The following is a 21,211-nucleotide window of genomic DNA, read 5'->3' as shown; positions in this document are numbered from 1 at the left end:
ACGGCACCCCGCTGCACACCACGCACGCGCAGAACCAGCGTGACGTGACGGTGACGTTGCCGGCGAGCGGTCTGTACCGCGTCGACCTCAGCGACGACGTCCACTCCGGGTCCCAGCAGCTCACCCTCAGCGTCCGCTGAGGCACCGGCCCGGGGAACCCGCCGGGCCCGGTCTCCCGGGCCCGGCGGGGTTCACCAGCCCCAGCCGCGCCGGGCACCCAGTTCGTGCACGGCGCGGTCCAGCGTCGCGGCCACCCGGGCCCGGTCGGTGTCGCCGTGCGACAGCCGCAACCGGCTCACGACGTCGCGCCCCTCGGTGAGCAGACCGCCGCGGCGGTCGGCCTCCAGGACGACGTCCACGCCCTGCGCGTCGGCGAGGAAGGTGACCTCCAGCTCGTTCACCTTCCGCACCCCGGCGGGCGGGGCGAACTCCAGTTCCTGGTAGAAGGGCAGGTCGGAGCCGCGCACGCGGCCCTTCTCCACGTCGGCGTGCTTGAACCGCCAGCCCAGCGACCCGAGGGCGTCGACCACGGCCTGCTGCACCGGCAGCGGTGCCACGGTGAGGCCGTCGAGGTCCCCGGGGTCGACGGCCCCGGCGATGACGAGCCGGGTGGCCACGCCGACGGCCACCCCGCGCAGGTGCCAGCCGCCGATCGCGGTGATCGGCGTCTGCCACGGCAGGGTCAGCGCGAACGGCAGCTCGGCCCGCTCGCCGGGCACGGTGGTGAACCCCGCGCCGACGCGGGCGCTGCCGAAGGCGACGTCCTCGCGCCACTCGGAGTCGCCGCTCTCCACCTCCACCCGGGCCTGCAGGGCGACGACGACCTCCTGGACGTCCTGGGGGACCTTGCCGCCGGTCACGACGACGCGGCCCCGCACGGGGCCGCCCGGCCGGGCGACGTCGTCCTCCAGCACCGTGTCCACCGTCGCCGCACCCGCGCCGAAGCGTGCGGCCAGGTCGCGCAGAGCCATCCCGTCCTCCGTTCCCGGGCCGCCGGCCGGCCCCCACCGGGTGGACGGGCGGGCCGCGCCGCGCGTTCCCGGGGCGGGAACGCGAGGGGCCCGGCCCCGCCGCGGCGGAACCGGGCCCCTCGTCACCGGGAGCGGTCGCGGGTCAGTCCCGCGCCGCCTTGACCCGCCCCTCGACGACCCCGAGCACCACGTCGGACGCCTTGCCCAGCAGCGCGAGCAGGATGATCGCCAGCAGCACCTGGTCGGTGCGGGAGGTGTTCTGCCCGTTGGTCATCTGGTAGCCGAGGCCGATGGAGGACGAGATGAGCTCGGCCGCGACGAGGAACAGCCAGCTCTGCGCCAGCCCCAGCCGCAGCCCCGACAGCAGCGCGGGCGCGGTGGCGGGCAGCAGGACGGAGGTGAACAGGCCGATCCCGCGGCGGCCGTAGGCGCGGCCGACCTCCACGAGCGCGGGGTCGAGGTGGGTGAGGGAGGACACGACGGTCGTGTAGACGGGGAAGAACGCCCCGATCGCGACGAGGGTGATCTTCGGCGGTTCCCCGAGCCCGATCCACAACCCCAGCAGCGGGACCCAGGCCAGCGACGGCACCGCGCGCAGCGCCCCGAGGGTGGGGGACAGCAGCCGGTACGCCAGCCGGGAGGACCCCGTCAGCCCGCCGAGCGCGAGCCCCGCCGCGGCACCGAGCGCGAACCCGACGAGCACCCGCTGCACGCTGATGGCGATGTTCGTCTGGAGCTGACCGGTGCCCCACAACTGCTGCGCCGCGGTGAGCACGTCACCGGGCGGCGGGAGCTGGCTGGGCAGGAACACCCCGGCCGCGGTGGTCGCCCACCAGGCCGCCACGAGGGCCACGGGCACCACGGCCCCCAGCCACCAGCCCGGCCGCAGCCGGCGCACCGGGGCGTCCACGGCCCGTTCCCGGGCCGGGGTGGCCGTGCTCACGCCGCGGACGCCTTCTGCGCGAACTCGGGCACGAGCAGCGTGTCGAGCGCCTTCGTCGCGGCGTCCTCGGAGGGGACGTCACCGGTGGCGGCCATGAGCGGGACGATCCCGGTGAGCACCGTCCGCTGCGCGTCGCCGGGAACCCCGTCGAGGTCGAGCGTGGTGCGTTCCAGGACGCGGGCGGCGACCTCCGGGGACAGCTGCGCGGCGGTCGCGTACAGCGTCGCGAGGTCGGCGGGGTTCGCGAGCGCCCACGCGCGGGCCGTCGCGTAGGCGTCGACGACCTGCTGGACAAGGTCGGGGGAGTCCTGGATGAACTCCTCGCGGGCGTTGAGCACGCCGTAGGTGTTGAAGTCGACGTTGCGGTACAGCAGCTTCGACCCGGCCTGGAGCTCGGTGGCCGCCATGTTCGGGTCCAGCCCGGCCCACGCGTCGACGTCGCCGCGTTCGAGGGCGGCGCGGCCGTCGGCGTGCTGGATGTTGAGGATCTCGACGTCGGTCCCGGACAACCCGGCCTGGGCGAGCGCCTGCTGGAGGAAGAAATACGGGTCGGTGCCGGTGGTGGCCGCGATCTTCTTGCCGCGCAACCCGGCGACGTCGGTGACGGGGGAGTCCTTCCCGACGACGAGCGCGGTCCACTCCGGCTGGGAGTACACCTCGACGGTCTGCACGGGGGAGCCGTTGGTCCGGGCCTGCAGGACGGCCGAACCGGCGGTGGAGGCCAGGTCGAGGTTGCCGTTGCGGAGGAACTCGTTGGCCTTGTTGCTGCCCTGGGACTGCTCCCACTGCACGGTCAGGCCGGCGTCCTCGAGGATCCTCTGCTCGCGCACGACGAGGCTGAGGGGGTTGTAGAGGGCGTAGTCGAGGCGGACCCGGTCGCCGCCGCCGGACCCGCCGGCGGCGGCGGTGGCGGCGCCGCCGGAGGACGACTCGCCCTGCACGCAGCCGGCCGTGGTGAGGGCGAGGGAACCCAGGCCGAGGCCGAGCAGGGCGCGACGGGTGGTGGTGCGGGGCAGCGTGGACACAGTTCTCCCGGGGGTGCGGTGGTGGGGGGTGCGCGGGGGTTTCAGGCGGTGCGGGGGACGCCGAGCAGGTCGAGCAGTTCGACGCGCAGCCGGGCGGTGGCGGCGTCGGCGCGGTCGCGGGGGCGGGGCGCGCCGACGGCGAGGTCGCGCACGACGCGGGCGCCCGCCTCGTCGTCGTCGTTCCCGTCCTTGCCGAGCACGAGGACGCGGTCGGCCAGGTGCAGCGCCTCGTCGACGTCGTGGGTCACGAACACGACCGTGGCGCCGGTGCCGCGCTGGACCTCGTCGAGCAGGTCCTGCATGCGCAGCCGGGTGAGGGCGTCGAGGGCGGCGAACGGCTCGTCGAGCAGCAGGACGCCGGGGCGGCGGACCAGGGCGCGGGCCAGCGCGGTGCGCTGGGCCATGCCGCCGGAGACCCGCCGGGGCCGGTGCCCGGCGAACCCCTCCAGGCCGACGACCTCCAGCCAGCGCAGCACCTCCGCGCGGCCCCGGGCGCGGTCGGTGCCGCGGGGCAGGCCGAAGGCGACGTTCCCGGCGAGGTCGCGCCACGGCAGCAGGCGCGGTTCCTGGAACACGACGGCGGTGCGGGGGTGGACGCCGCGGACGGGCTGCCCGGCGACCTCGACGGTGCCGGTGGAGGGGGTGTCCAGGCCGGCGACGAGCCGCAGCAGCGTCGACTTCCCGCAGCCGGAGGCGCCGACGAGCGCCACGGTGCTGCCGGCCTCCAGGTCGAGGTCGAGCGGCGCGAGGACGCGGTGCCCGCCGAAGGACCGGCTCACGCCGCGCAGCCGCACGCCGGCGGCGTCGACGCGCGTGCCGCCGGGGGCGGACGTGGACGCGGTGGCGGTGGGTGCGGTCGTCACGCGATCTCCTCCATCGGTCCCGGCGTGAGCACCACACCTCACGAGGAGGCGGTTGCTGCGGCGTCGACGAGCCAGGTCTCTCGGCCGCTCTGGATGGTGGGCACACTGTAGGCCAGCGGCGGGGGTGGTGCCGAACGGGTCGCCGGACCGGCGCCCCTCCGGCACGCTGTCGGGGTGGTCGACCGCCTGCCCTCGCCCGAGGCCGTGGCCCTGACGGGGCCGGTGATGATGCACCAGCACTGGGACGACCTCGCGTTCCTGCACTGGGCCGTGGACCCGGGCCGGGTCGCGCCGCTCATGCCGCCGGGGGTCCGCCCCGACGTCCTGGACGGCGCCACCTACGTGGGCCTCATCCCCTTCACCCTGCGCGGGGCCGGGCCGGGGCGGCGGGGGAGCGTGCCGTACGCGGGGACGTTCCTGGAGACGAACGTGCGGTTCTACTCCGTCGACGACGAGGGCCGCCGGGGGGTGGTGTTCGCGAGCCTGGACGCGAGCCGGCTCGCCGTCGTCCTCGGCGCGCGGCTGACGTTCGGCCTGCCGTACCGCTGGTCGACGATGCGCCACGCGGTGCGCGTGCGGGACGGGGCGCGGGAGCTGCTGTGGACGTGCCGGACCCGTGCGGGGGTGCGCAGCCGGGTCGCCGTCCGCGAGGGCGCGCCGGCCGTCGACGACCTCGGGGTCTTCCTCACGTCGCGGTTCGGGCTGCACGTGGAGCACCTGGGCCGCACCTGGTGGATCGCCAACGAGCACGAGCGGTGGCCGTTGCGCTCGGCCGAGGTGCTCGAGCTGGACGACGGGCTGGTCGCGGCGGCGGGGTTCGGGGTGTCCGGGCCGCCGGACCACGTCGCGTTCGCGCGGCGGGTCACGACCCGCTTCGGGCTGCCGGGGGAACTGGGGCGTGGCACGGTTCGTTGACCACCGCGTACCGTCCCCGGAACCAGGAGAGGACCGCCGCCGCCGATGCGCGACGACGATCACGACGACCCTTCAAGTACCTGCGCGAGCACCCCGGCGCCCGACCACGGTGAGGTGGTCGCGTGACGGAGGTGCTCGCCCTCCTCCTCGGCGTGCTGGTGGTGTTCGTCATCACCGTGGCCACGGGGTACTTCGTGGCCCAGGAGTTCGCCTACATGTCGGTGGACCGCTCGGCCCTGGGGGCCCGCGCGGACGCCGGGGACCCCGGTGCGGACCGGGCCCTGCGCGTCACCCGCCGCACCTCGTTCATGCTCTCCGGTGCCCAGCTGGGCATCACCGTCACGGGCCTGCTCGTCGGGTACGTGGCCGAACCCCTCATCGGGGAGTCCCTCGGGGCGCTGCTGGGCGGGGTCGGCGTCCCGACCGCGGTCAGCGTCGGGATCGGCGGTGTCATCGCCATCGTCTTCTCGACGTTCGTGCAGATGCTGTTCGGCGAGCTGTACCCGAAGAACCTGGCGATCGCGAAGCCCGAACCGCTGGCCGTGCGGCTGAGCCGCTCCACGCTGGTCTACCTGCGCGTCTTCGGGGTGCTCATCGCGTTCTTCGACGCCTCCTCCAACGCCCTGCTGCGGGCGCTGAGGATCGAGCCGGTCCACGACGTCGAGCACGCCGCGACGGCCAAGGACCTCGAGGCGATCGTCGAGGAGTCCCGCGAGAGCGGCGACCTGCCGCCGGAACTGGCGGTCCTGCTCGACCGGATGCTCGACTTCCCGCAGCGCGACGTCGAGCACGCGATGATCCCGCGCTCGCGGGTCGACACGATCGGCGAGAGCGACGACCTCGGGCTGGTGCGCGCGCTGATGGCCGTGGGCCACTCCCGCTACCCGGTGCTGGCCACCGGGACCGACGACGTCCTCGGGGTCGTGCACCTGGCCGACCTGCTCACGACGACCGAACCCGACAGCGCCCACGTCACCCGCGTCATGCGGCCGCCGCTGGTCGTCTCGACGTTCACGACGCTGCCGGACGTGCTGCGCCAGCTGGGCGAGACGAAGAACCAGCTCGCCTGCGTCGTCGACGAGTACGGCGGTTTCGCCGGCGTCGTCACCGTCGAGGACCTCGCCGAGGAACTCGTCGGTGAGATCACCGACGAGCACGACGAGGACGACCCCGCGGGGTACGTGCCCGTGGAGGGCGACGGCGTCTGGGAGATGTCCGGTGAGGTGCACGTCGACGAGGTCGAGCGCTCCCTGGGGGTGGACCTGCCGCGCGGCGACTACGAGACGATCGCCGGGCTGGTCATGGCCACCCACGGCGGGTTGCCGCAGGAGGGCGCCGAACTCGTCCTCGACCTGCCCGCCGACCCCGGTGAACCCGGGGCCGAACCCCGCACGCTGTCCGTCCGCGTCCTGACCGTCGAGCGGCACGTGCCCGCCCGGGTGCGGCTGGAACTGTCCGAGGAGGTCGTGGCCGGTGACTGACAACTGGCTCGTCGTCGTCCCGGTGACCGTGCTGATCGTCGCCGCGAGCGCGTTCTTCGTCGCCGTCGAGTTCGCCCTCCTGGGCGCCAAGCGGCACCGGCTGGAGGAGGCCGCCGGGACCGCCTCCGGGCGGGCCGCCCTGAAGAGCTCGCACGAGCTGACCGTGCTGCTGGCCGGTTCCCAGCTGGGCATCACCGCCTGCGTCCTGCTGCTGGGGGCCATCAGCAAACCCGCCGTCCACCACTGGATCACCCCGGCCCTCGAGGCCCTCGGGGTCCCCGTGGTCGCGGCCGACGTCCTCGGTTTCGTCCTCGCGCTGTTCGTGGTGACGTTCGTCCACCTCGTGGTGGGGGAGATGGCCCCGAAGTCCTGGGCCATCGCGCACCCCGAGCGGTCGGCGCTGCTGCTCGCGGTCCCGATGCGCGCCTTCATGTGGGTGTTCCGCCCGGTCCTGAAGCTGCTCAACGAGGCGGCCAACGTCCTGGTCCGCAAGTCCGGCGTCGAACCCGTGGACGAGCGGGCCACCGCGCACACCCCGGAGACGCTGCGGCACCTGCTGGAGCACTCCACGAACGTCGGGGCGCTCGACGCGAGGTTCTCGGCGCAGCTGTCCGGGGCGCTGGACCTGGAACGGCTGACCGTGCGCGACCTGCTGCGCCCGGGGGCCGTCCCGGCGTGCGTGGCGGCCGACGCGACGGTGGACGAGGTGCGGGAACTGACCCGGCGCACGGGGCACCTGCGGATCCTCGTCGGGACCCCGCAGGCGATCACCGGCGTCGTCCACGTGCGCGACACCCTCACCGAGCCGTCCGGTGCGCCGCTGGCGCCGTTCGTCCGCGACGTGTTCGAGCTGGAGGCGGGGACCACCGTCCACGCGGCGCTGAAGCGGATGCGCGAGACGAGCAACCACCTCGCCGTCGTGACCGACGGGACGCGCGTCGAGGGGGTCGTGACGATGGCCGACGTGCTGCGCCGGCTGTTCCCCCGAACCGCCGCGGCCTGACCCGCGTGGCACGATCGGCCGGTGACTGAACCTGAGGTCCCCACCTGGGAGGAGCGGTTCCGCGCCGGTCGCGTCGGGCTGCCGGAGTGGGCCGAGGACGCCCCGGCGCGGTGCGTGGTCGACGCCACCGTCGCCGGGGTGCTCGAGGTGCACTCCTTCGACGCGGCGTCGGGGGAGCTGCACCGGCTGACCGACCGCCCCGAGGGGACCTCGGGCGCCACGATCGACCCCGCCGGGGAGTTCGCGTGGTGGTTCGACGACACCGCCGGCGACGAGTTCGGCGTGTGGCGGCGGCAGCCGTTCGGCTCGGCCCCCGGCGTCGGCGTCGAGGACCCGCTGGGCCTGCCGGCCGCCTACCCGGCGGGGTTGTGCCTGGGCCGCAGCGGCGTCGTCGTCGTGGGGTCGCAGGACGACGGGTACGGCACCCGGGTCGACGTCGTGTCCGCGCAGGGCACCCGGCGGCTGTACGAGCACCGCGAGGACGCCTGGGTGGGGGACCTGTCCCCCGACGAGCAGTGGGTCGCGATCGCGCACTCCGAGCACGGCGACTCCCGCCACCCCGACCTGCGGGTCCTGTCCCTGGCCGACGGCTCGACCGTCGCCGAACTGTCCGACGGGCCCGGCAAGGGTGTCTCCCCGCTGGGTTTCTCCCCCGTGCGCGGCGACGCCCGGCTGCTCGTGGAGCACGAGCGGTCCGGGCGGGCCGAGCTCCTGGTCCTGGACCTGCTGACCGGCCGCGAGGTGCAGATCGTCCTCGACGCCCCCGGTGAGGTCGCCGGCGGGGAGTGGACCCGCGACGCGACGGGCCTGATCGTGCTGCTCGACCACGAGGCCCGGACCCTGGCGTACCGGGTGGACCTGGGGACCGGTGCGGTGCAGCGGGTCGGGCCGTCCACGGGGACCGTCTCGGGCGCCACGGCCCGCCCCGACGGGGACGTGTGGATGACGTGGTCGTCCTCGGCGCAGCCCTCGACGGTGCGGACGCTGGACGGGACGGTCCTGCTGCGCGCGCCGGGGCGGCCCGCGCCGCCGTCGGTCGAGGTCCGCGACGTGTGGGCCGAGGGGCCGGGGGGCCGGGTCCACGCGCTGCTGCGCACCCCGGCGGGTTCGACCGGCCCGCTGCCGACGGTCGTGGAGGTCCACGGCGGCCCGACCGCGCACGACACCGACGCGTTCCGGCCGTACTGCGCGGCGTGGGTCGACGAGGGTTTCGCCGTGGTGCAGGTGAACTACCGCGGGTCCACCGGGTACGGGTCGGCGTGGCGGGACGCGCTGGAGGCGCGCGTCGGGCACGTCGAGCTGGAGGACGTCGCGGCCGTCGCCGACCACCTGGTGGCCTCGGGCGTGGCCGATCCCGCGCGGCTGGTCCTGGCGGGGGCGTCGTGGGGCGGGTACCTCACGCTGCTGGGGCTGGGCACGCAGCCGCAGCGGTGGGCGGTCGGGCTCGCCGGGGTCCCGGTCGCCGACTACGTCGCGGCGTACGAGGACGAGATGGAGGGGCTGAAGGCGTTCGACCGGTCCCTGTTCGGCGGGTCGCCGGAGCAGGTCCCGGACAAGTACGCCGACTCCTCCCCGATCACGTACGTCGACGCCGTGACCGCGCCGGTCCTGGTGCTGGCCGGGCGCAACGACCCGCGCTGCCCGATCCGGCAGATCGACAACTACCTCGACCGCCTCGCCGCGCGCGGCGCCACCCACGAGGTGTACCGGTACGACGCCGGGCACGGGTCGCTGCTGGACGACGAGCGGGTCCGGCAGATGCGGGTGGAGCTGGACTTCGTGCGGCGGCACCTGCCCGTAGGGTGAGCCGCGTGAACACGACGTGGTGGCGCACCCACCCGGTGGCCCACCGGCTGTTGGCCGTGCTGGCCTGCGAACTCCTCCTGGTGGCCGTCCCCGGCCGGGGGTTCGGCGCGCTGGTGTGGCTGGCCCTCCACGTCTGGCTCCTCGCGCGCGTCCGACGCAGCAGCTGGGGGGCCTGGGCCGCCCTGCTGGGTCTGTCGGTCCTGGGCGCCGGGTCCGGGGTGGTCTCGGTGCTGCTGGCCGGTCCCGCGTTCGCCGCGCTCGCCGCCGCGGGCCTGAACGTCGCGGTCGCCGCGTTGCTGCTCACCCCGACGGTGCGGGGCTGGGTCGGCCGGTCCGGGCTCCTGTCCCTGCCGGGCGAGCACTGACTTGCGGGGTCCGGCCGGCGGTCAGGCCCCGGGGCGGTAGCGCATCCCGTCCAGCAGCAGGTCGATCGTCCGCTCGGTGAACTCCGGGTCCGGCGTCGACAACCGCGACAGCGTCGTGAGCAGTTCCGCGGGGGTGAGGCGGGCGGTGATCTCGCCCGCCTGCACCGCCGCGTCGAGCAGGGATCCCAGCGCCGGTTCGAACCGGCCGGAGAAGTACGCGGGCAGCGGTTCGAAGGCCGGGTCGCCGGAGTGCAGGGCCGCGGCGAGGCCGCGCTTGGCGGCGACGAAGCCGGTGAAGCGCAGCAGCCACCGCCGCAGCGCCTCGGAGGGCGGGTGCTCGGCCGCGAGCAGGGGAGCCTGTTCGGCGCAGGCGTCGACCTCGTGCCGGAAGACGGCGGTCACCAGGTCCGAGCGCTGCGGGAAGTGCCGGTAGACCGTCCCCACGCCCACGCCGGCCTTCGCGGCGATCTCGCGCACGGGGGCGTCGACGCCGACGGCCGCGAAGACGTCGCGCGCCGCGACGAGCAGGGCGTCGAGGTTGCGTTGCGCGTCGGCGCGCACCTTGCGTTCCACGGGTCTCCTCCCCTTGCGTAACCGGAACACTGTTCCGTACAGTTCCGGACGAACGTTCCGCTTCATCTTCCCACGGAGGAGCCATGCAGCACCGCCCGCTCGGCCGCACCGGCATCCAGGTCAGTCCCTACGCGCTCGGCGCGATGATGTTCGGCGCCGTCGGCAACCCCGACCACGAGGCCTCGATCGCGATCGTCCACCGAGCCCTCGACGCCGGGATCAACTTCCTGGACACGGCCGACGCCTACTCCCGCGGCGAGTCCGAGGAGATCGTCGGCAAGGCGCTCAAGGGCCGCCGCGACGACGTCGTGCTGGCCACCAAGTTCCACCTGCCCATGGGGGAGGACCCGAACGCGCGGGGGAACTCGCGGCGCTGGATCACCCGCGCCGTGGAGGACTCGCTGCGCCGGCTCGACACCGACCACATCGACCTCTACCAGGTCCACCGCCCCGACCCGGACACCGACGTGGAGGAGACGCTGTCGGCGCTGACCGACCTGGTGCGCGCGGGCAAGGTCCGCGCGATCGGGACCTCGAGCTTCCCCGTGTCCGAGATCGTCGAGGCGCAGTGGGTGTCGCAACGGCGGGGGCTGGAACGCTTCCGCACCGAGCAGCCGACCTACTCGATCCTGAACCGCGGCATCGAGAACGAGGTGCTGCCCGTCGCGCAGCGGTACGGCATGGGCACGCTCGTCTACTCGCCGCTGTCGGGCGGGATGCTCACCGGCCGCTACCGCAAGGGGCAGCAGGCGGACACGCCGCGCGCCAACAGGTTCCGGTACTTCTCCGACGAGCGCCGGCTCGACGTCGTGGAGGAGCTCGTCACCCTGGCCGACGAGGTCGGGGTGAAGCTGACCCACCTGGCGCTGGCGTTCGTCCTGGCGCACCCGGGCGTCACCTCGGCGATCCTCGGCCCGCGCACGCTGGAGCAGCTCGAGGACCTGCTCGCCGGGGCCGAGGTCGCGCTCGACGACGAGGTGCTCGACCGGATCGACGCGATCGTCCCGCCGGGCACCGACGTCGGCCTGCTGGACATGCAGTACCGGACGCCGCCGATCCTTGACGCGGCCCTGCGCCGACGCCCGCTCGCCCAGCGGCCGGCTCAGCCGGAGAACGTCAGGTAGAGCAGGGCGAGGTTCAGCGCCACGACGAGCCCGACGGCGACAGTGGCGAACACGCGGGTCCCGGGCCGGTTCACGTGCTCGCCCATGAGGTCCTTCGAACTCGTGAGCGCGACCAGCGGGATCAGCGCGAAGGGGATCCCGAAGCTCAGCACCACCTGCGACACCACGAGGGCCCGCGTGGGGTCCACGCCGATCCCGAGGCACACCAGGGCCGGGACCAGCGTCACCGCGCGGCGCACCAGCAGCGGCACGTCGACGCGCAGCAGGCCCTGCATGATGACGGCCCCGGCGTAGGCGCCCACCGACGTCGAGGCCAGCCCGGAGGCGAGCAGGCCGATCGCGAAGATGAGGGCGACCCCGGCGCCGAGGTGGGTGGCGACGGCGGCGTGGGCCCCTTCGAGGGTGTCGGTGCCGGGGACGCCGCGCAGGGCCGAGGCGGCCAGCAGCAGCATCGAGATGTTCACCAGGCCCGCGACGATCAGCGCCGCGACGACGTCGACGCGCGTCGCGCCGAGCACCCGGCGGCGCCGCGCGGGTTCGACGGTGCCGTGGTGGTCGCGGGCGACCGCGGAGTGCAGGTACACGGCGTGCGGCATGACGGTCGCGCCGAGCATGCTCGCGGCGAGCAGCACCGTCTCGGCCCCCTCGAAGCGGGGGACCAGACCGGCGGCGGCCTCGGCGGGGTCGGGGGGTGCGACCACGACCCCGGTCACGAACCCGACGACGATGATCAGCAGGAACCCGACGACGACGGCCTCGAACCGGCGGACGCCGTTGCGGTTGTGCAGGGCCAGCAGCCCCAGCGAGACCGCGCCGGTGATGATCCCGCCCACCAGCAGGGGCGTCCCGAACAGCAGGTGCAGCGCGACGGCGCCGCCGATGACCTCGGCCAGGTCGGTCGCGACGGCGACGAGCTCGGCCTGCGCCCAGTACGCCAGCCGCGCCCGGCGGCCCAGCCGGTCCCGCAGCAGCTCGGGCAGGGTGCGGCCGGTGACGACGGCGAGCTTGGCCGACAGGTACTGCACGAGGACGGCCATCGCGTTGGCGACGACGAGCACCCACAGCAGCAGGTACCCGTACCCGGCGCCGGCGGTGAGGTTCGCGGCGACGTTGCCGGGGTCGACGTAGGCGATGGCCGCCACGAACGCGGGACCGAGCAGGCGGAACAGCCCGCGCTCGGGGCGGGTGGGCGCGGCGGTGCGGGCGTCCGTCGTCATGGGGACATCATGCACGAGAGTTCGGCGCTCCGAACTCTGTTGTTCCTCGTGCCCCAAACCGCGATGATCACGCACCGCGGGGGAGGGGTTCGGATCGTTGGCCCCTCGCCCCCGATCACCGGGAGCGAGGGGCCAACGATCCGAACCCCGCGCGGTCAGCCGAGCGACTTGGCGTAGCAGACGGTCAACGGGCTGTCGGCCCACTCCCCGAACGGCGCGACCCGCTCGTACCCCAGCGCCTCGTACAGCGCCATCGCCTCCGGCTGCTTCGTCCCGGTCTCCAGCCGGACCCGCCGGGCACCGGCCGCGCGGGCGTCGCTCTCGAACCGGGCCATGAGGGCGCGGGCGACACCGCGGCCCCGGAAGCGCTCGTGGACGAAGACGCGCTTCATCTCCACCGTCGCCTCCCACCCCGCCTCGTCGACGTCGACGCGGGCGATGCAGCCCGCCGGCTCGGCGTCGACGTGCGCGACGAGGCAGACGGCGGCCGGGGACAGCGGGTAGTCGGTGCACGGCTCACCGGGGAGGCGGTAGCGCACGTTCAGCTCGGCGACCGCCGCCGCGATGAGGCCGGACAGGTCGGGGTCGCCGAGCGGACGCGGGTGGATCGAGATCGTCACCCGCCGACGGTGTCACGCACCCGGCGCCGGCGCTGCGGCGGGACGGCGGCGACGGCCGGGTCGATGGGGGCGCGGCCGTTCTTGTCGACGCGGGTGGCCTCGACGAGGATCAGCAGGCCCAGCAGGGCCAGGACGAGGGCGACCAGCGCGGGCGAGGCGTACCCGTACCCGGCGTCGATGGCGAGGCCGCCCAGGAAGGCGCCCATCGCGTTGCCGATGTTGAACGCGGCCTGCATCGCGGCCGAGGCCATCGACGCCCCGCCCCCGGCGGCCAGGATGCCGCGGGTCTGGATCGGGGCGGACATCACGAACCCGACGAACGCGAACAGGAACACCCCCGCGGCGGCGGCCACCCGGTTCCCCGCGAACAGGAACAGCAGGCCGAAGACGACCACCTGCCCGACGAACCCGGCCGCCAGCGTCCGGTAGGGGCGCCAGTCGGCCAGCCGGCCGCCGACGAGGTTGCCCAGCGTCGCGCCGAGGCCGAACAGCACCAGCACCCAGCTGACCGAGCCCTCGGAGAACCCGGCGACGTCGGTGAGCAGCGGGGCCACGTAGCTGAGCACCGTGAACATGCTCGCGAAGCCGACCGTGGTGATCAGCAGCGTCCACCACACCTGGTGGCGGCGGAACGCGGCGAACTCCGAGCGCAGCGAGCCGGTGCGGGTCTCCACCTCGGGCACGATCGCGAGGATCGCGGCGATCGTCACCAGGCCGATGAGGCCGACGAGGGCGAACGTGAGGCGCCAGCCGAGCTGCTGCCCGACGTACGTGCCGGCCGGCACGCCGACGACGTTCGCGACGGTCAGGCCGGTGAAGACGAGCGCGAGGGCCTGACCCTGCTTGCCGGGCGGGGCGATCTTGCGGGCCACCACGGCCGAGGCGCCGAAGAACGCCCCGTGCCCCAGGCCCGAGAGGAAGCGGGCGCCGACGAGGGCCTCGAAGCCCGGGGCCAGGGCGGTCGCGGCGTGCCCGAGGACGAACAGCGCCATGAGGCCGGTGAGGACCTTCTTGCGCGGCCACGCGTGGGTCAGCGCCGTCAGGGTCGGGGCGCCGACGACGACGCCGAGGGCGTACGCGGAGATGAGCCAGCCGGCGGAGGCGATCGACACGTCGAACGTGGCGGCCATCTGCGGCAGCAGGCCCATGGCCACGAACTCGGTGGTGCCGATGCCGAAGGCACCGATGGCCAGGGCCAGGATGGCGAGGGGCACGGGCGGTCTTCCTCCGGGACGCGGGGTGCGGGGTGCGTCGAGCAGGGCGCGGCGGCCCGTCGACACCTCGATCATCGCCGCCGTCCGGCGCTCTGTTCCCCCTGTTCGGCGCGCTGCCCCGAAATGCTTGCCGGGCAACCCGTCCCGGGCGTGGCGCGAACCCCTCACGAACACCTCAGCCCGGCGGGACGGGGGACCCGCTGCCAGACTGCGCCCGTGAGCACACCGTGGTCCTCCGTCGAGGTCGCCCTGACCGCCACCGCCCCGCACGCCGACCCCTACCCCGGCGTCGACGTCGAGGTGGTCTTCACGCACACCTCCGGGCGGGTCGTGCGCCGGCCCGCGTTCTGGGACGGCGGGAGCACCTGGCGCGCCCGGTTCTGCGCGGCCGGGCTGGCCGGGACGTGGGCCTGGACGGCGTCGGCCTCCGTCGACGACCCGGGGCTGACCGGCACCGGGACCCTCGAGGTCCCCGCGGGCGCCGGGGACGGGGTGTTCGAGCAGCACGGGTTCTGGCGGCTGTCCGACGAGGGCCGGCACCTGGTGCACGCCGACGGCACCCCCGCGTTCCTCGTGGGGGACACCGCGTGGGCGCTGCCGTGGCGGGCGACGGTCGAGCAGGCCGAGGTCTACGCCGCCGACCGCGCCGCCAAGGGGTTCAACGCCGTCCTGCTCATGAGCGTGCAGCCGGACATGCGTGCCGTCGGGCCCGAGGACCGCGGAGCCGACGGGGGGTTCGCCGTCGCGTTCGACGACCTGCCCGACGGGACGCTGAACCGCTTGCGGCCCGGCTACTTCCAGCACCTCGACGCGCTGGTGGAGGTGCTGCGCCGCCACGGGATCGTCCCGGTGTTCCAGCCGGTGTTCCAGGGGTTCGGCTGGAAGGGCCTCGACGTCGCCGGCACCGTGGTGCCGCCGGCGCAGTACGCCCGCTACTGCCGCTACCTGGTGGCCCGGTACGGCGCGGGGCCGTCGGTCTGGCTCGTCGGGGCCGACGGCACGGGCGACGAACCGCAGGTCGCCGCCGGGGGCCGCGAGGTCCACGCCTGGGACGCCTACGCCCACCCCACGGGGATCCACTACCGCCCGCACACCACGGCCGACTCCCACCAGGACGCCGACTGGCTCGACTTCCAGTGGTGCCAGACCGGTCACCAGGGCGACCACGTCCCCGAGCGCGTCGCCGACATGGCCCGCAACCTGCCGCCCAGGGCCGTCGCCAACGGCGAACCGACCTACGAGAACACCGCGCGGACGGGTTTCGCCGCCGGGTGGTGGCAGGGGCACGAGGCGTGGAGCAACCTCTGCGCGGGAGCGACGATGGGGGTCGTCTACGGCGCGGGCAGCCTGTGGCAGTGGCAGCTGCACCCCGGCGAGGCCGGCCAGTCGCCGCTGTTCTCCGCCCCCGGGGCGGGCTGGCGCGAGGCGCTGGCGTTCGAGGGGTCGGCCTACCCCGGGGTGCTGAACCGCGTGCTGCACGGGCTGCCGTTCACGGGGGCGCGGCCGGACTGGTCGCACACCGTGAACCCGCGCAACCTCCTCGTCCCGGGCGTGTTCTTCCTGGCCTACTGCCACGACGGCGGCGACCTGCGGATCACCGTCCGCGACGGCGTCCCGGACCCCTACCGCGTCGTCGACCCCCGCACCGGGGAGGTCCTGGAGCGCGGGGTGCTCGACGCGGACGGGACGGTGCCCGGCCCGCGCGGCGCGCCCCGCGTCGTGGTGTTCTGCCGCGACTTCACCGGGTCCGCCCTGGGGTGAACCCTCACAGTTCCCGGACGTTCCCGTCCTCCACCACGAGGCGCCGGGTCACCTCCACGGCCTCCAGCAGCCGCCGGTCGTGGCTGACCAGCAGCAGGGTCCCGGTGTAGCTCGCCAGCGCCTCCTCCAGCTGCTCGATCGCGGGCAGGTCGAGGTGGTTGGTGGGTTCGTCCAGCACCAGCAGGTTCACCCCGCGGGCCTGCAGCAGCGCCAGGGCGGCGCGGGTGCGCTCGCCCGGCGACAGGCTCGCCGCGGTCCGGCCGACGTGGTGCGCGCCGAGGCCGAACTTCGCCAGCAGCGTGCGGACCTCCGCGTCGGGCTGCTCGGGGACCTCGTCGCCGAAGGCGCGGGCCAGGGTGCGCTCGTCCAGGAACGCGCCGCGGGCCTGGTCGATCTCGCCGACCTGCACCCCCGAACCCGTCGCGGCGGTCCCGGTGTCGGGTTCGACCCGGCCGAGCAGCAGGTTCAGCAGCGTCGACTTCCCCGCGCCGTTGGGGCCCGTCACGGCCACCCGGTCGCCCGCGTCGACCGACAGCGTCACCGGCCCCAGGGTGAACGACCCGCGCCGGACGACGGCCTCGCGCAGCGTCGCCACGACCGACCCCGACCGCGGGGCGGCCGCGATCGTCATCTGCAGCTTCCACTCCTTGCGGGGTTCCTCCACGACCTCCAGCCGCTCGATCATCCGGTCGGTCTGCCGGGCCTTGGCGGCCTGCTTCTCGCTGCCCTCGCGCATCTTGGCGCGGATGTTCTTGTCCGGGTCGCCCTTGCGGACGGCGTTGCGGACGCCCTGGGCCATCCAGCCGCGCTGCATCCGGGCCCGGGCCTCCAGCCCGGCCTTCGTGTCGGCGAACTCCTCGTAGGCCTCCCGGGCGTGCCGGCGCTGGACCTCCCGCTCGGCGAGGAACGCGTCGTAGCCGCCGCCGACGACGCGGACGAGCTGCTGGGCCAGGTCGAGCTCGACGACCCGGTCGACGGTGCGGGCCAGGAACTCCCGGTCGTGGCTGACGACCACGGCGGGGGAGCGCAGCCCGGTGACGAACCGCTCCAGGCGGGCCAGGCCGTCGAGGTCGAGGTCGTTGGTGGGCTCGTCGAGCAGGAACACGTCGTAGCGCGACAGCAGCAGCGCGGCGAGCCCGGCGCGCGCGGCCTGCCCGCCGGACAGCGACGTCATGAGCGCGTCGGGGGAGGCGCTGAACCCGAGGTCGGCCAGCGCCTCGTCGCGGCGCTCGTCGAGGTCGGCGCCGCCCAGGGCCAGCCAGCGGTCCAGGGCGGTGGCGTAGCGGTCGTCGGCCCCGGCGGCCCCCTCCGCCAGAGCCGTTGCGGCGGAGTCCATCTCGTCCTGCGCGGCGGTGACGCCGGTGCGCCGGCCGAGGAACTGCCCGACCGTCTCACCCGGGCGCCGGTCCGGTTCCTGCGGCAGGTAGCCCACGGTCGCCGTCGGCGGGGACAGCGCCACCGATCCCGTCTCGGGGCGGTCCAGGCCGGCCAGCAGCTTCAGCAGGGTGGACTTGCCGGCGCCGTTCGCGCCGACGAGGCCGACGACGTCCCCGGGGGCGACGACGAGGTCCAGACCGGAGAACAGCGCGCGGGTGCCGTGGGCGGCGCTGAGGTCCTTGGCGACGAGGGTGGCGCTCACCGCCTCATCCTCTCCCGGCGGGCGGCCTCGCGGCGCCGGCGGGCCACCCGCGGCGGCACCGGCCGCGCGGGGACCGCCGCGGGTGCCGCCGCCGGCGGGGACGGCGGCTGCCAGGGCTTCAAGAACAGGCCGAGCACGGCGAAACCCAGCGACACCAGCCCGACGACCCAGCCGAAGACGACCGCCCACCAGGACAGGTCGGTGGACTCCCCCGTGGACCAGACGCGCGACGGCCGGCGCGGGTCGTACCGGACCGTGACGCGCGACCCCACCCGCAACGGCGCGCCCGTCCACGTGGCCCGGGTGCTGACCTGCACCGTCCGGCCGGAGACGGTGGTGAACCGCAGCGTCCACCGGTCGTCGCGGCTGCGCAGCGCCTCCCGGTAGTCGACGACCTCGGCGGTGGTGATGACGCCCCGGCTGCCCAGCACCACGGCGGTGCGGACCGTCGGAGCCATGACCGCGGCGGTCAGGAGGGCGGTCAGGACCGTCCCGACGACGGTGAGGACGGCCCAGGCCCTCCACTGGTGCCGGGGTCCACGCATCCTGCGATGGTGCGCCGCGCGAGGATGTGCCGGTGACCGGACCCGACCACGCTCGCTCCTTCGGCGCAGCCGCCGGTGCCTACGCCCGCGCCCGTCCGGGTTACCCCGACGACGCCGTCGACTTCCTCGTCGCCGGTGCCCGCCGCGTCCTCGACCTCGGCGCCGGGACGGGGAAGTTCACCGAGGCTCTCGTCCGCCGGGGCCACGAGGTCGTGGCCGTCGAGCCCTCGACCCGGATGCTCGCCGAGCTCACGGCGCGGCTGGACGTCGAGGCGCACGAGGGGACCGCGGAGGCGACCGGGCTGCCGGACGGCTCGGTCGACGCGGTCGTCGTCGCGCAGGCGTGGCACTGGGTGGACCCGGTGCGGGCCGTGCCGGAGGTCGCGCGGGTGCTGCGCCCGGGCGGGACGCTGGGCCTGGTGTGGAACGTGCGGGACGAGTCCGTGCCGTGGGTCGCGCAGGTGTGGGCGCTCGCGCAGCGCGGCGAGGAGCACGAGATGCGCGCGAGCGCCGCGACCGTCGGGCCGCCGTTCGGGGCGGGGGAGACGTTCACGACGCGGTTCGAGCACGTGACCGACCGCGCGGGGATCCTCGACCTGGTCGCCTCCCGCAGCTACGTGATCGTGCTGCCCGAGGACGAGCGGGCCGGACTGCTCGCCGAGGTGGGGCGCCTGCTGGACGGCCGGTTCGCCGCGGGGGAACCGGTCCGCGTCCCGTACCTGACGCACTGCACGCGCTTCACGCTGGACTGAGGCCGGGCACGAGCGCGGTGCGCAGCTCGTGGTCGCCGGTGGGGGTGCGGGCCTCGAAGAACAGGCGCCGCCGCCCGTCGGGCAGGTCGAGGACGTCGAGGTAGCGGACGTCGGTGACGGGGGCGTCGGGGACGCGGCGGCCGTCGCCGTGCGCCCAGCCGGTGCGCTCGAACCAGTTCTCCGCCGCGCTCGCCCGCCCGTCGTAGGCGAGGAGCTCGCGCCCACCGACGTCGACGACGGCGGTGACGCGGGCGCCGCGGGCGTCCCACGCGCCGGGGCGGGGAGCGAGGACGGTGCGCGGGGCGGACCAGGTGAGGCCGTCGGGGCTGGTGCACAGCGCGCTCGACATGCGGTCCTCCTGGCCGGGTTCGGACAGGTCGTGCAGACACACCCACATCCGCCACGTCCCGTCGGCGCCGCGCCGGACGACGGGGTCCTTGGCGGCGGTGGACCGGTCGCCGGGGACGACGGGTTCGACGGCGGCGCGGGGCAGCCCCTCCAGGGTCGGGGCGTGCAGGGCCCCGATCCACCAGTGCGGCCCGCCGGGGGTGGCGAACCCGACGAGCAGCCGCCAGCCGTCCTCGACGCGGACGAGGGCGGGGCGTTCGAGCATGGCTGCCCCGGCGACGTCGGGCCCGAAGCGGGCGACCTCGCGGACGGTGGCGCCGCCGTCGTCGGAGCGGGACAGCACGAGGGCGTCGGTGCCGGCCCGTTCGCGGTGGGCCAGGACGAGCGACCCGTCGTGGTCGAGGGCGGCGCAGGGGGCCCCGGCCCAGCGCTGGGGGCCGGTGGTGGGGGCGGGCACGAGGACCGAGGAGTCCGAGGGGATCGAGGGGATCGTCAGCACGGGTCCAGCGTCGGGCGGCGGGGTCGTGCGGACCAGTGGCAGGACTGTCGGGGGACCGGACGTTCCTGCCATACTGTCGGGGTGCGTCCCGCCCGTGTCGTCGCCGCCCTGACCGGCTCGTGCGTCGCGACGTTCGAGCTCGGCGTCGCCACCCAGGTGTTCGGCCTGGACCGCACCGACGACGGGTTCGCCGCGACGGAGTTCCTGCTGTGCGGCCCCCGCCGGGGCCCGGTGGCGACGACGTCGGGTTTCGCGGTGCACGTCCCGCACGGCCTGGACGCGCTCGAGCGGGCCGACCTCGTCGTCGTCCCGGGGTGGCCCGCGCTGGACGACCCGCTGCCGCGGGGGGTCGCGCCGGCGCTGCGGCGGGCCGTCGAGCGCGGCGCGGACGTCCTGACGATCTGCTCGGGTGCGTTCGCCCCGGCGGCGGCGGGTCTGCTGGACGGGCGCCGCGCGGCGACGCACTGGCAGTTCGCGGACCGCTTCGCGCGCCGCTTCCCCCGGGTGCTGGTGCAGCACGACGTCCTGTACGCCGAGGACGGCCCGTTCGTGACGAGCGCGGGCGCCGCGGCCGGGATCGACGCGTGCCTGCACGTCGTGCGCCGGGACCGGGGGGCCGCGGTCGCGAACGCGCTGGCCCGCCGGATGGTGACGGCCGCGCACCGGCCCGGCGGGCAGGCGCAGTTCGTCGACCACGCGGTCCCGGCGGAGCCGTCCGACGCGGTGGCCGGCGTGCTGGAGCGGATGCGCCGCGACCTGGCGCAGGACCTGACCGTGGAGGAGCTGGCCCGGGGGGCGCTGCTGTCCCCGCGCACCTTCGCCCGCCGGTTCCGGGCGGCGACGGGCACCACCCCGCACCGCTGGCTGGTGGAGGAGCGGCTGCGCCGGGCCGAGGAACTGCTCGAGCGCACCGACCTGACCGTCGAGGTCGTGGCGCGCCGGTGCGGGATGGGGACGGCGGACGCCCTGCGGCGGCAGTTCACGGCGCGGCGCGGGGTGGGCCCGGCCGCCTACCGGCAGGGTTTCCGGGCGGCGGACCCCCCAACCCGTGACGGTGCGTAGGGTCGTGACCGCGAGCGGTCAGGAAACGCTCGGGATGGCGGTAAAACGCGCACCGGACCCCCACCGCGCGGCAGACTGCCCACGGCGCGGGGGGCGCGCCGACCAGACGTGACACAGAGCCGGGGGGCTGCGCGATGACCGTCGTGGAGTGGGACCAGACCGACGACCGCAGCACCGGAGCCGCACGGCACCGCACCGCCGGAGCCGCGCGGGCGGGCCTGGAGCGCCACCGCGGCCCCGCCGCGGCCGCCGCGCTGTCCGTCCTGTGGCCCGGCCTCGGCCACGCCTCCCTGGGCCGCACCGCCCCCGCCGTGGGGTTCATCGCGGCGCAGGTGCTCCTGGTGCTGCTCACCGTGGCGCCGGGCGCGTGGCGGGCCACCGTCCCGGCCTGGGCGGTCCTCGTCACCGTCGCCGCCGTCACCGCCTGGCGCACCGCCCGGCGCCACCCCGCCCGAACCTGACCCCGCCCGAACCTGACCCCGGCA

At 75.3% G+C, this 21,211-nt stretch carries 21 protein-coding genes and 1 riboswitch; of the genes, 10 read left to right on the top strand and 11 right to left on the bottom strand.

Annotated features, from left to right (window positions below):
• Nucleotides 1-191 precede the first annotated feature (191 nt).
• The 4 genes from ACRYRX_RS03780 to ACRYRX_RS03765 form a co-directional block, all read right to left on the bottom strand.
• Entirely contained in the window at nucleotides 192-971 is a 780-nt protein-coding gene (locus ACRYRX_RS03780) for a sporulation protein (protein ID WP_432510467.1), read from the bottom strand.
• A gap of 142 nt (nucleotides 972-1,113) precedes the next feature.
• Nucleotides 1,114-1,914, bottom strand: a complete 801-nt coding sequence (locus ACRYRX_RS03775) for an ABC transporter permease (protein ID WP_432510466.1) — start codon at nucleotides 1,912-1,914, stop codon at nucleotides 1,114-1,116.
• Nucleotides 1,911-2,939 carry an aliphatic sulfonate ABC transporter substrate-binding protein gene (locus ACRYRX_RS03770; RefSeq protein ID WP_432510465.1) on the bottom strand — a complete coding sequence of 343 codons (1,029 nt, stop codon included), beginning with the start codon at nucleotides 2,937-2,939 and terminating at the stop codon, nucleotides 1,911-1,913. Before ACRYRX_RS03770 ends, ACRYRX_RS03775 begins: the two co-directional genes overlap by 4 nt.
• 41 nt (nucleotides 2,940-2,980) lie before the next feature.
• A complete protein-coding gene (locus ACRYRX_RS03765) occupies nucleotides 2,981-3,733 on the bottom strand; it encodes an ABC transporter ATP-binding protein (protein WP_432510475.1) in 753 nt (250 codons plus the stop codon).
• A 76-nt stretch (nucleotides 3,734-3,809) separates the two neighbouring features.
• A riboswitch (SAM riboswitch) is annotated at nucleotides 3,810-3,902 on the bottom strand.
• A 74-nt stretch (nucleotides 3,903-3,976) separates the two neighbouring features.
• Here ACRYRX_RS03765 and ACRYRX_RS03760 point away from each other — a divergent pair.
• The 5 genes from ACRYRX_RS03760 to ACRYRX_RS03740 all read left to right on the top strand — a co-directional run bounded on the left by ACRYRX_RS03760 (nucleotide 3,977) and on the right by ACRYRX_RS03740 (nucleotide 9,372).
• On the top strand, nucleotides 3,977-4,717 hold the full coding sequence (locus tag ACRYRX_RS03760) for a YqjF family protein (protein WP_432510464.1): 741 nt from the start codon (nucleotides 3,977-3,979) through the stop codon (nucleotides 4,715-4,717).
• Between the two features lie 122 nt (nucleotides 4,718-4,839).
• Nucleotides 4,840-6,198 (top strand): hemolysin family protein, encoded by a 1,359-nt coding sequence (locus tag ACRYRX_RS03755; protein WP_432510463.1) that lies wholly within the window; start codon nucleotides 4,840-4,842, stop codon nucleotides 6,196-6,198.
• Complete coding sequence (locus tag ACRYRX_RS03750; protein WP_432510462.1) at nucleotides 6,191-7,201, top strand: hemolysin family protein; 1,011 nt, start codon at nucleotides 6,191-6,193, stop codon at nucleotides 7,199-7,201. The genes ACRYRX_RS03755 and ACRYRX_RS03750 overlap by 8 nt, the downstream gene beginning before the upstream one ends.
• A 21-nt stretch (nucleotides 7,202-7,222) precedes the next feature.
• Nucleotides 7,223-9,007: a prolyl oligopeptidase family serine peptidase gene (locus tag ACRYRX_RS03745; protein WP_432510461.1), complete on the top strand. Its 1,785-nt coding sequence runs from the start codon at nucleotides 7,223-7,225 to the stop codon at nucleotides 9,005-9,007.
• A gap of 5 nt (nucleotides 9,008-9,012) precedes the next feature.
• Entirely contained in the window at nucleotides 9,013-9,372 is a 360-nt protein-coding gene (locus ACRYRX_RS03740; RefSeq protein WP_432510460.1) for a hypothetical protein, read from the top strand.
• Nucleotides 9,373-9,393: 21 nt separating this feature from the next.
• Here ACRYRX_RS03740 and ACRYRX_RS03735 read toward each other — a convergent pair whose 3' ends face one another.
• Entirely contained in the window at nucleotides 9,394-9,945 is a 552-nt protein-coding gene (locus tag ACRYRX_RS03735) for a TetR/AcrR family transcriptional regulator (RefSeq protein ID WP_432510459.1), read from the bottom strand.
• 83 nt (nucleotides 9,946-10,028) lie between these two features.
• Between ACRYRX_RS03735 and ACRYRX_RS03730 the strand changes: the two genes are divergently transcribed.
• Entirely contained in the window at nucleotides 10,029-11,069 is a 1,041-nt protein-coding gene (locus tag ACRYRX_RS03730; RefSeq protein ID WP_432510458.1) for an aldo/keto reductase, read from the top strand.
• Here ACRYRX_RS03730 and ACRYRX_RS03725 read toward each other — a convergent pair.
• From ACRYRX_RS03725 to ACRYRX_RS03715, 3 genes are all read right to left on the bottom strand, one after another.
• A complete protein-coding gene (locus ACRYRX_RS03725; protein WP_432510457.1) occupies nucleotides 11,048-12,286 on the bottom strand; it encodes an Nramp family divalent metal transporter in 1,239 nt (412 codons plus the stop codon). The genes ACRYRX_RS03730 and ACRYRX_RS03725 overlap by 22 nt on opposite strands.
• Before the next feature lie 155 nt (nucleotides 12,287-12,441).
• Nucleotides 12,442-12,906 carry a GNAT family N-acetyltransferase gene (locus ACRYRX_RS03720; RefSeq protein ID WP_432510456.1) on the bottom strand — a complete coding sequence of 155 codons (465 nt, stop codon included), beginning with the start codon at nucleotides 12,904-12,906 and terminating at the stop codon, nucleotides 12,442-12,444.
• Entirely contained in the window at nucleotides 12,903-14,120 is a 1,218-nt protein-coding gene (locus ACRYRX_RS03715) for an MFS transporter (protein WP_432510455.1), read from the bottom strand. The genes ACRYRX_RS03720 and ACRYRX_RS03715 overlap by 4 nt, the downstream gene beginning before the upstream one ends.
• A gap of 216 nt (nucleotides 14,121-14,336) precedes the next feature.
• On the opposite strand from ACRYRX_RS03715, the gene ACRYRX_RS03710 reads away from it, so the two are divergent.
• Complete coding sequence (locus tag ACRYRX_RS03710) at nucleotides 14,337-15,881, top strand: apiosidase-like domain-containing protein (RefSeq protein WP_432510454.1); 1,545 nt, start codon at nucleotides 14,337-14,339, stop codon at nucleotides 15,879-15,881.
• 4 nt (nucleotides 15,882-15,885) lie between these two features.
• Here the strand turns inward: ACRYRX_RS03710 and ACRYRX_RS03705 are convergent, their stop codons facing one another.
• Nucleotides 15,886-17,520 (bottom strand): ABC-F family ATP-binding cassette domain-containing protein, encoded by a 1,635-nt coding sequence (locus tag ACRYRX_RS03705; protein WP_432510453.1) that lies wholly within the window; start codon nucleotides 17,518-17,520, stop codon nucleotides 15,886-15,888.
• Complete coding sequence (locus ACRYRX_RS03700) at nucleotides 17,517-18,065, bottom strand: DUF3592 domain-containing protein (RefSeq protein ID WP_432510452.1); 549 nt, start codon at nucleotides 18,063-18,065, stop codon at nucleotides 17,517-17,519. Before ACRYRX_RS03700 ends, ACRYRX_RS03705 begins: the two co-directional genes overlap by 4 nt.
• Before the next feature lie 32 nt (nucleotides 18,066-18,097).
• Between ACRYRX_RS03700 and ACRYRX_RS03695 the strand changes: the two genes are divergently transcribed.
• The gene (locus ACRYRX_RS03695; RefSeq protein ID WP_432510451.1) at nucleotides 18,098-18,817 is read left to right on the top strand and encodes a class I SAM-dependent methyltransferase; all 720 of its coding nucleotides are present in this window, start codon (nucleotides 18,098-18,100) and stop codon (nucleotides 18,815-18,817) included.
• Here the strand turns inward: ACRYRX_RS03695 and ACRYRX_RS03690 are convergent.
• Complete coding sequence (locus ACRYRX_RS03690) at nucleotides 18,804-19,664, bottom strand: hypothetical protein (RefSeq protein ID WP_432510450.1); 861 nt, start codon at nucleotides 19,662-19,664, stop codon at nucleotides 18,804-18,806. The genes ACRYRX_RS03695 and ACRYRX_RS03690 overlap by 14 nt on opposite strands.
• Nucleotides 19,665-19,745: 81 nt before the next feature.
• On the opposite strand from ACRYRX_RS03690, the gene ACRYRX_RS03685 reads away from it, so the two are divergent.
• Both ACRYRX_RS03685 and ACRYRX_RS03680 read left to right on the top strand, forming a co-directional pair.
• Complete coding sequence (locus tag ACRYRX_RS03685; RefSeq protein WP_432510449.1) at nucleotides 19,746-20,726, top strand: helix-turn-helix domain-containing protein; 981 nt, start codon at nucleotides 19,746-19,748, stop codon at nucleotides 20,724-20,726.
• A 134-nt stretch (nucleotides 20,727-20,860) separates the two neighbouring features.
• Nucleotides 20,861-21,187, top strand: a complete 327-nt coding sequence (locus ACRYRX_RS03680) for a hypothetical protein (RefSeq protein WP_432510448.1) — start codon at nucleotides 20,861-20,863, stop codon at nucleotides 21,185-21,187.
• Nucleotides 21,188-21,211 lie beyond the last annotated feature (24 nt).

The organism is Kineococcus lubricus (assembly GCF_050871965.1).
In the GTDB taxonomy this organism is placed as follows: Bacteria; Actinomycetota; Actinomycetes; order Actinomycetales; family Kineococcaceae; genus Kineococcus.
Note: the sequence above shows the minus strand (reverse complement) of the source record. Positions and strands in the feature narration are given on the sequence as shown.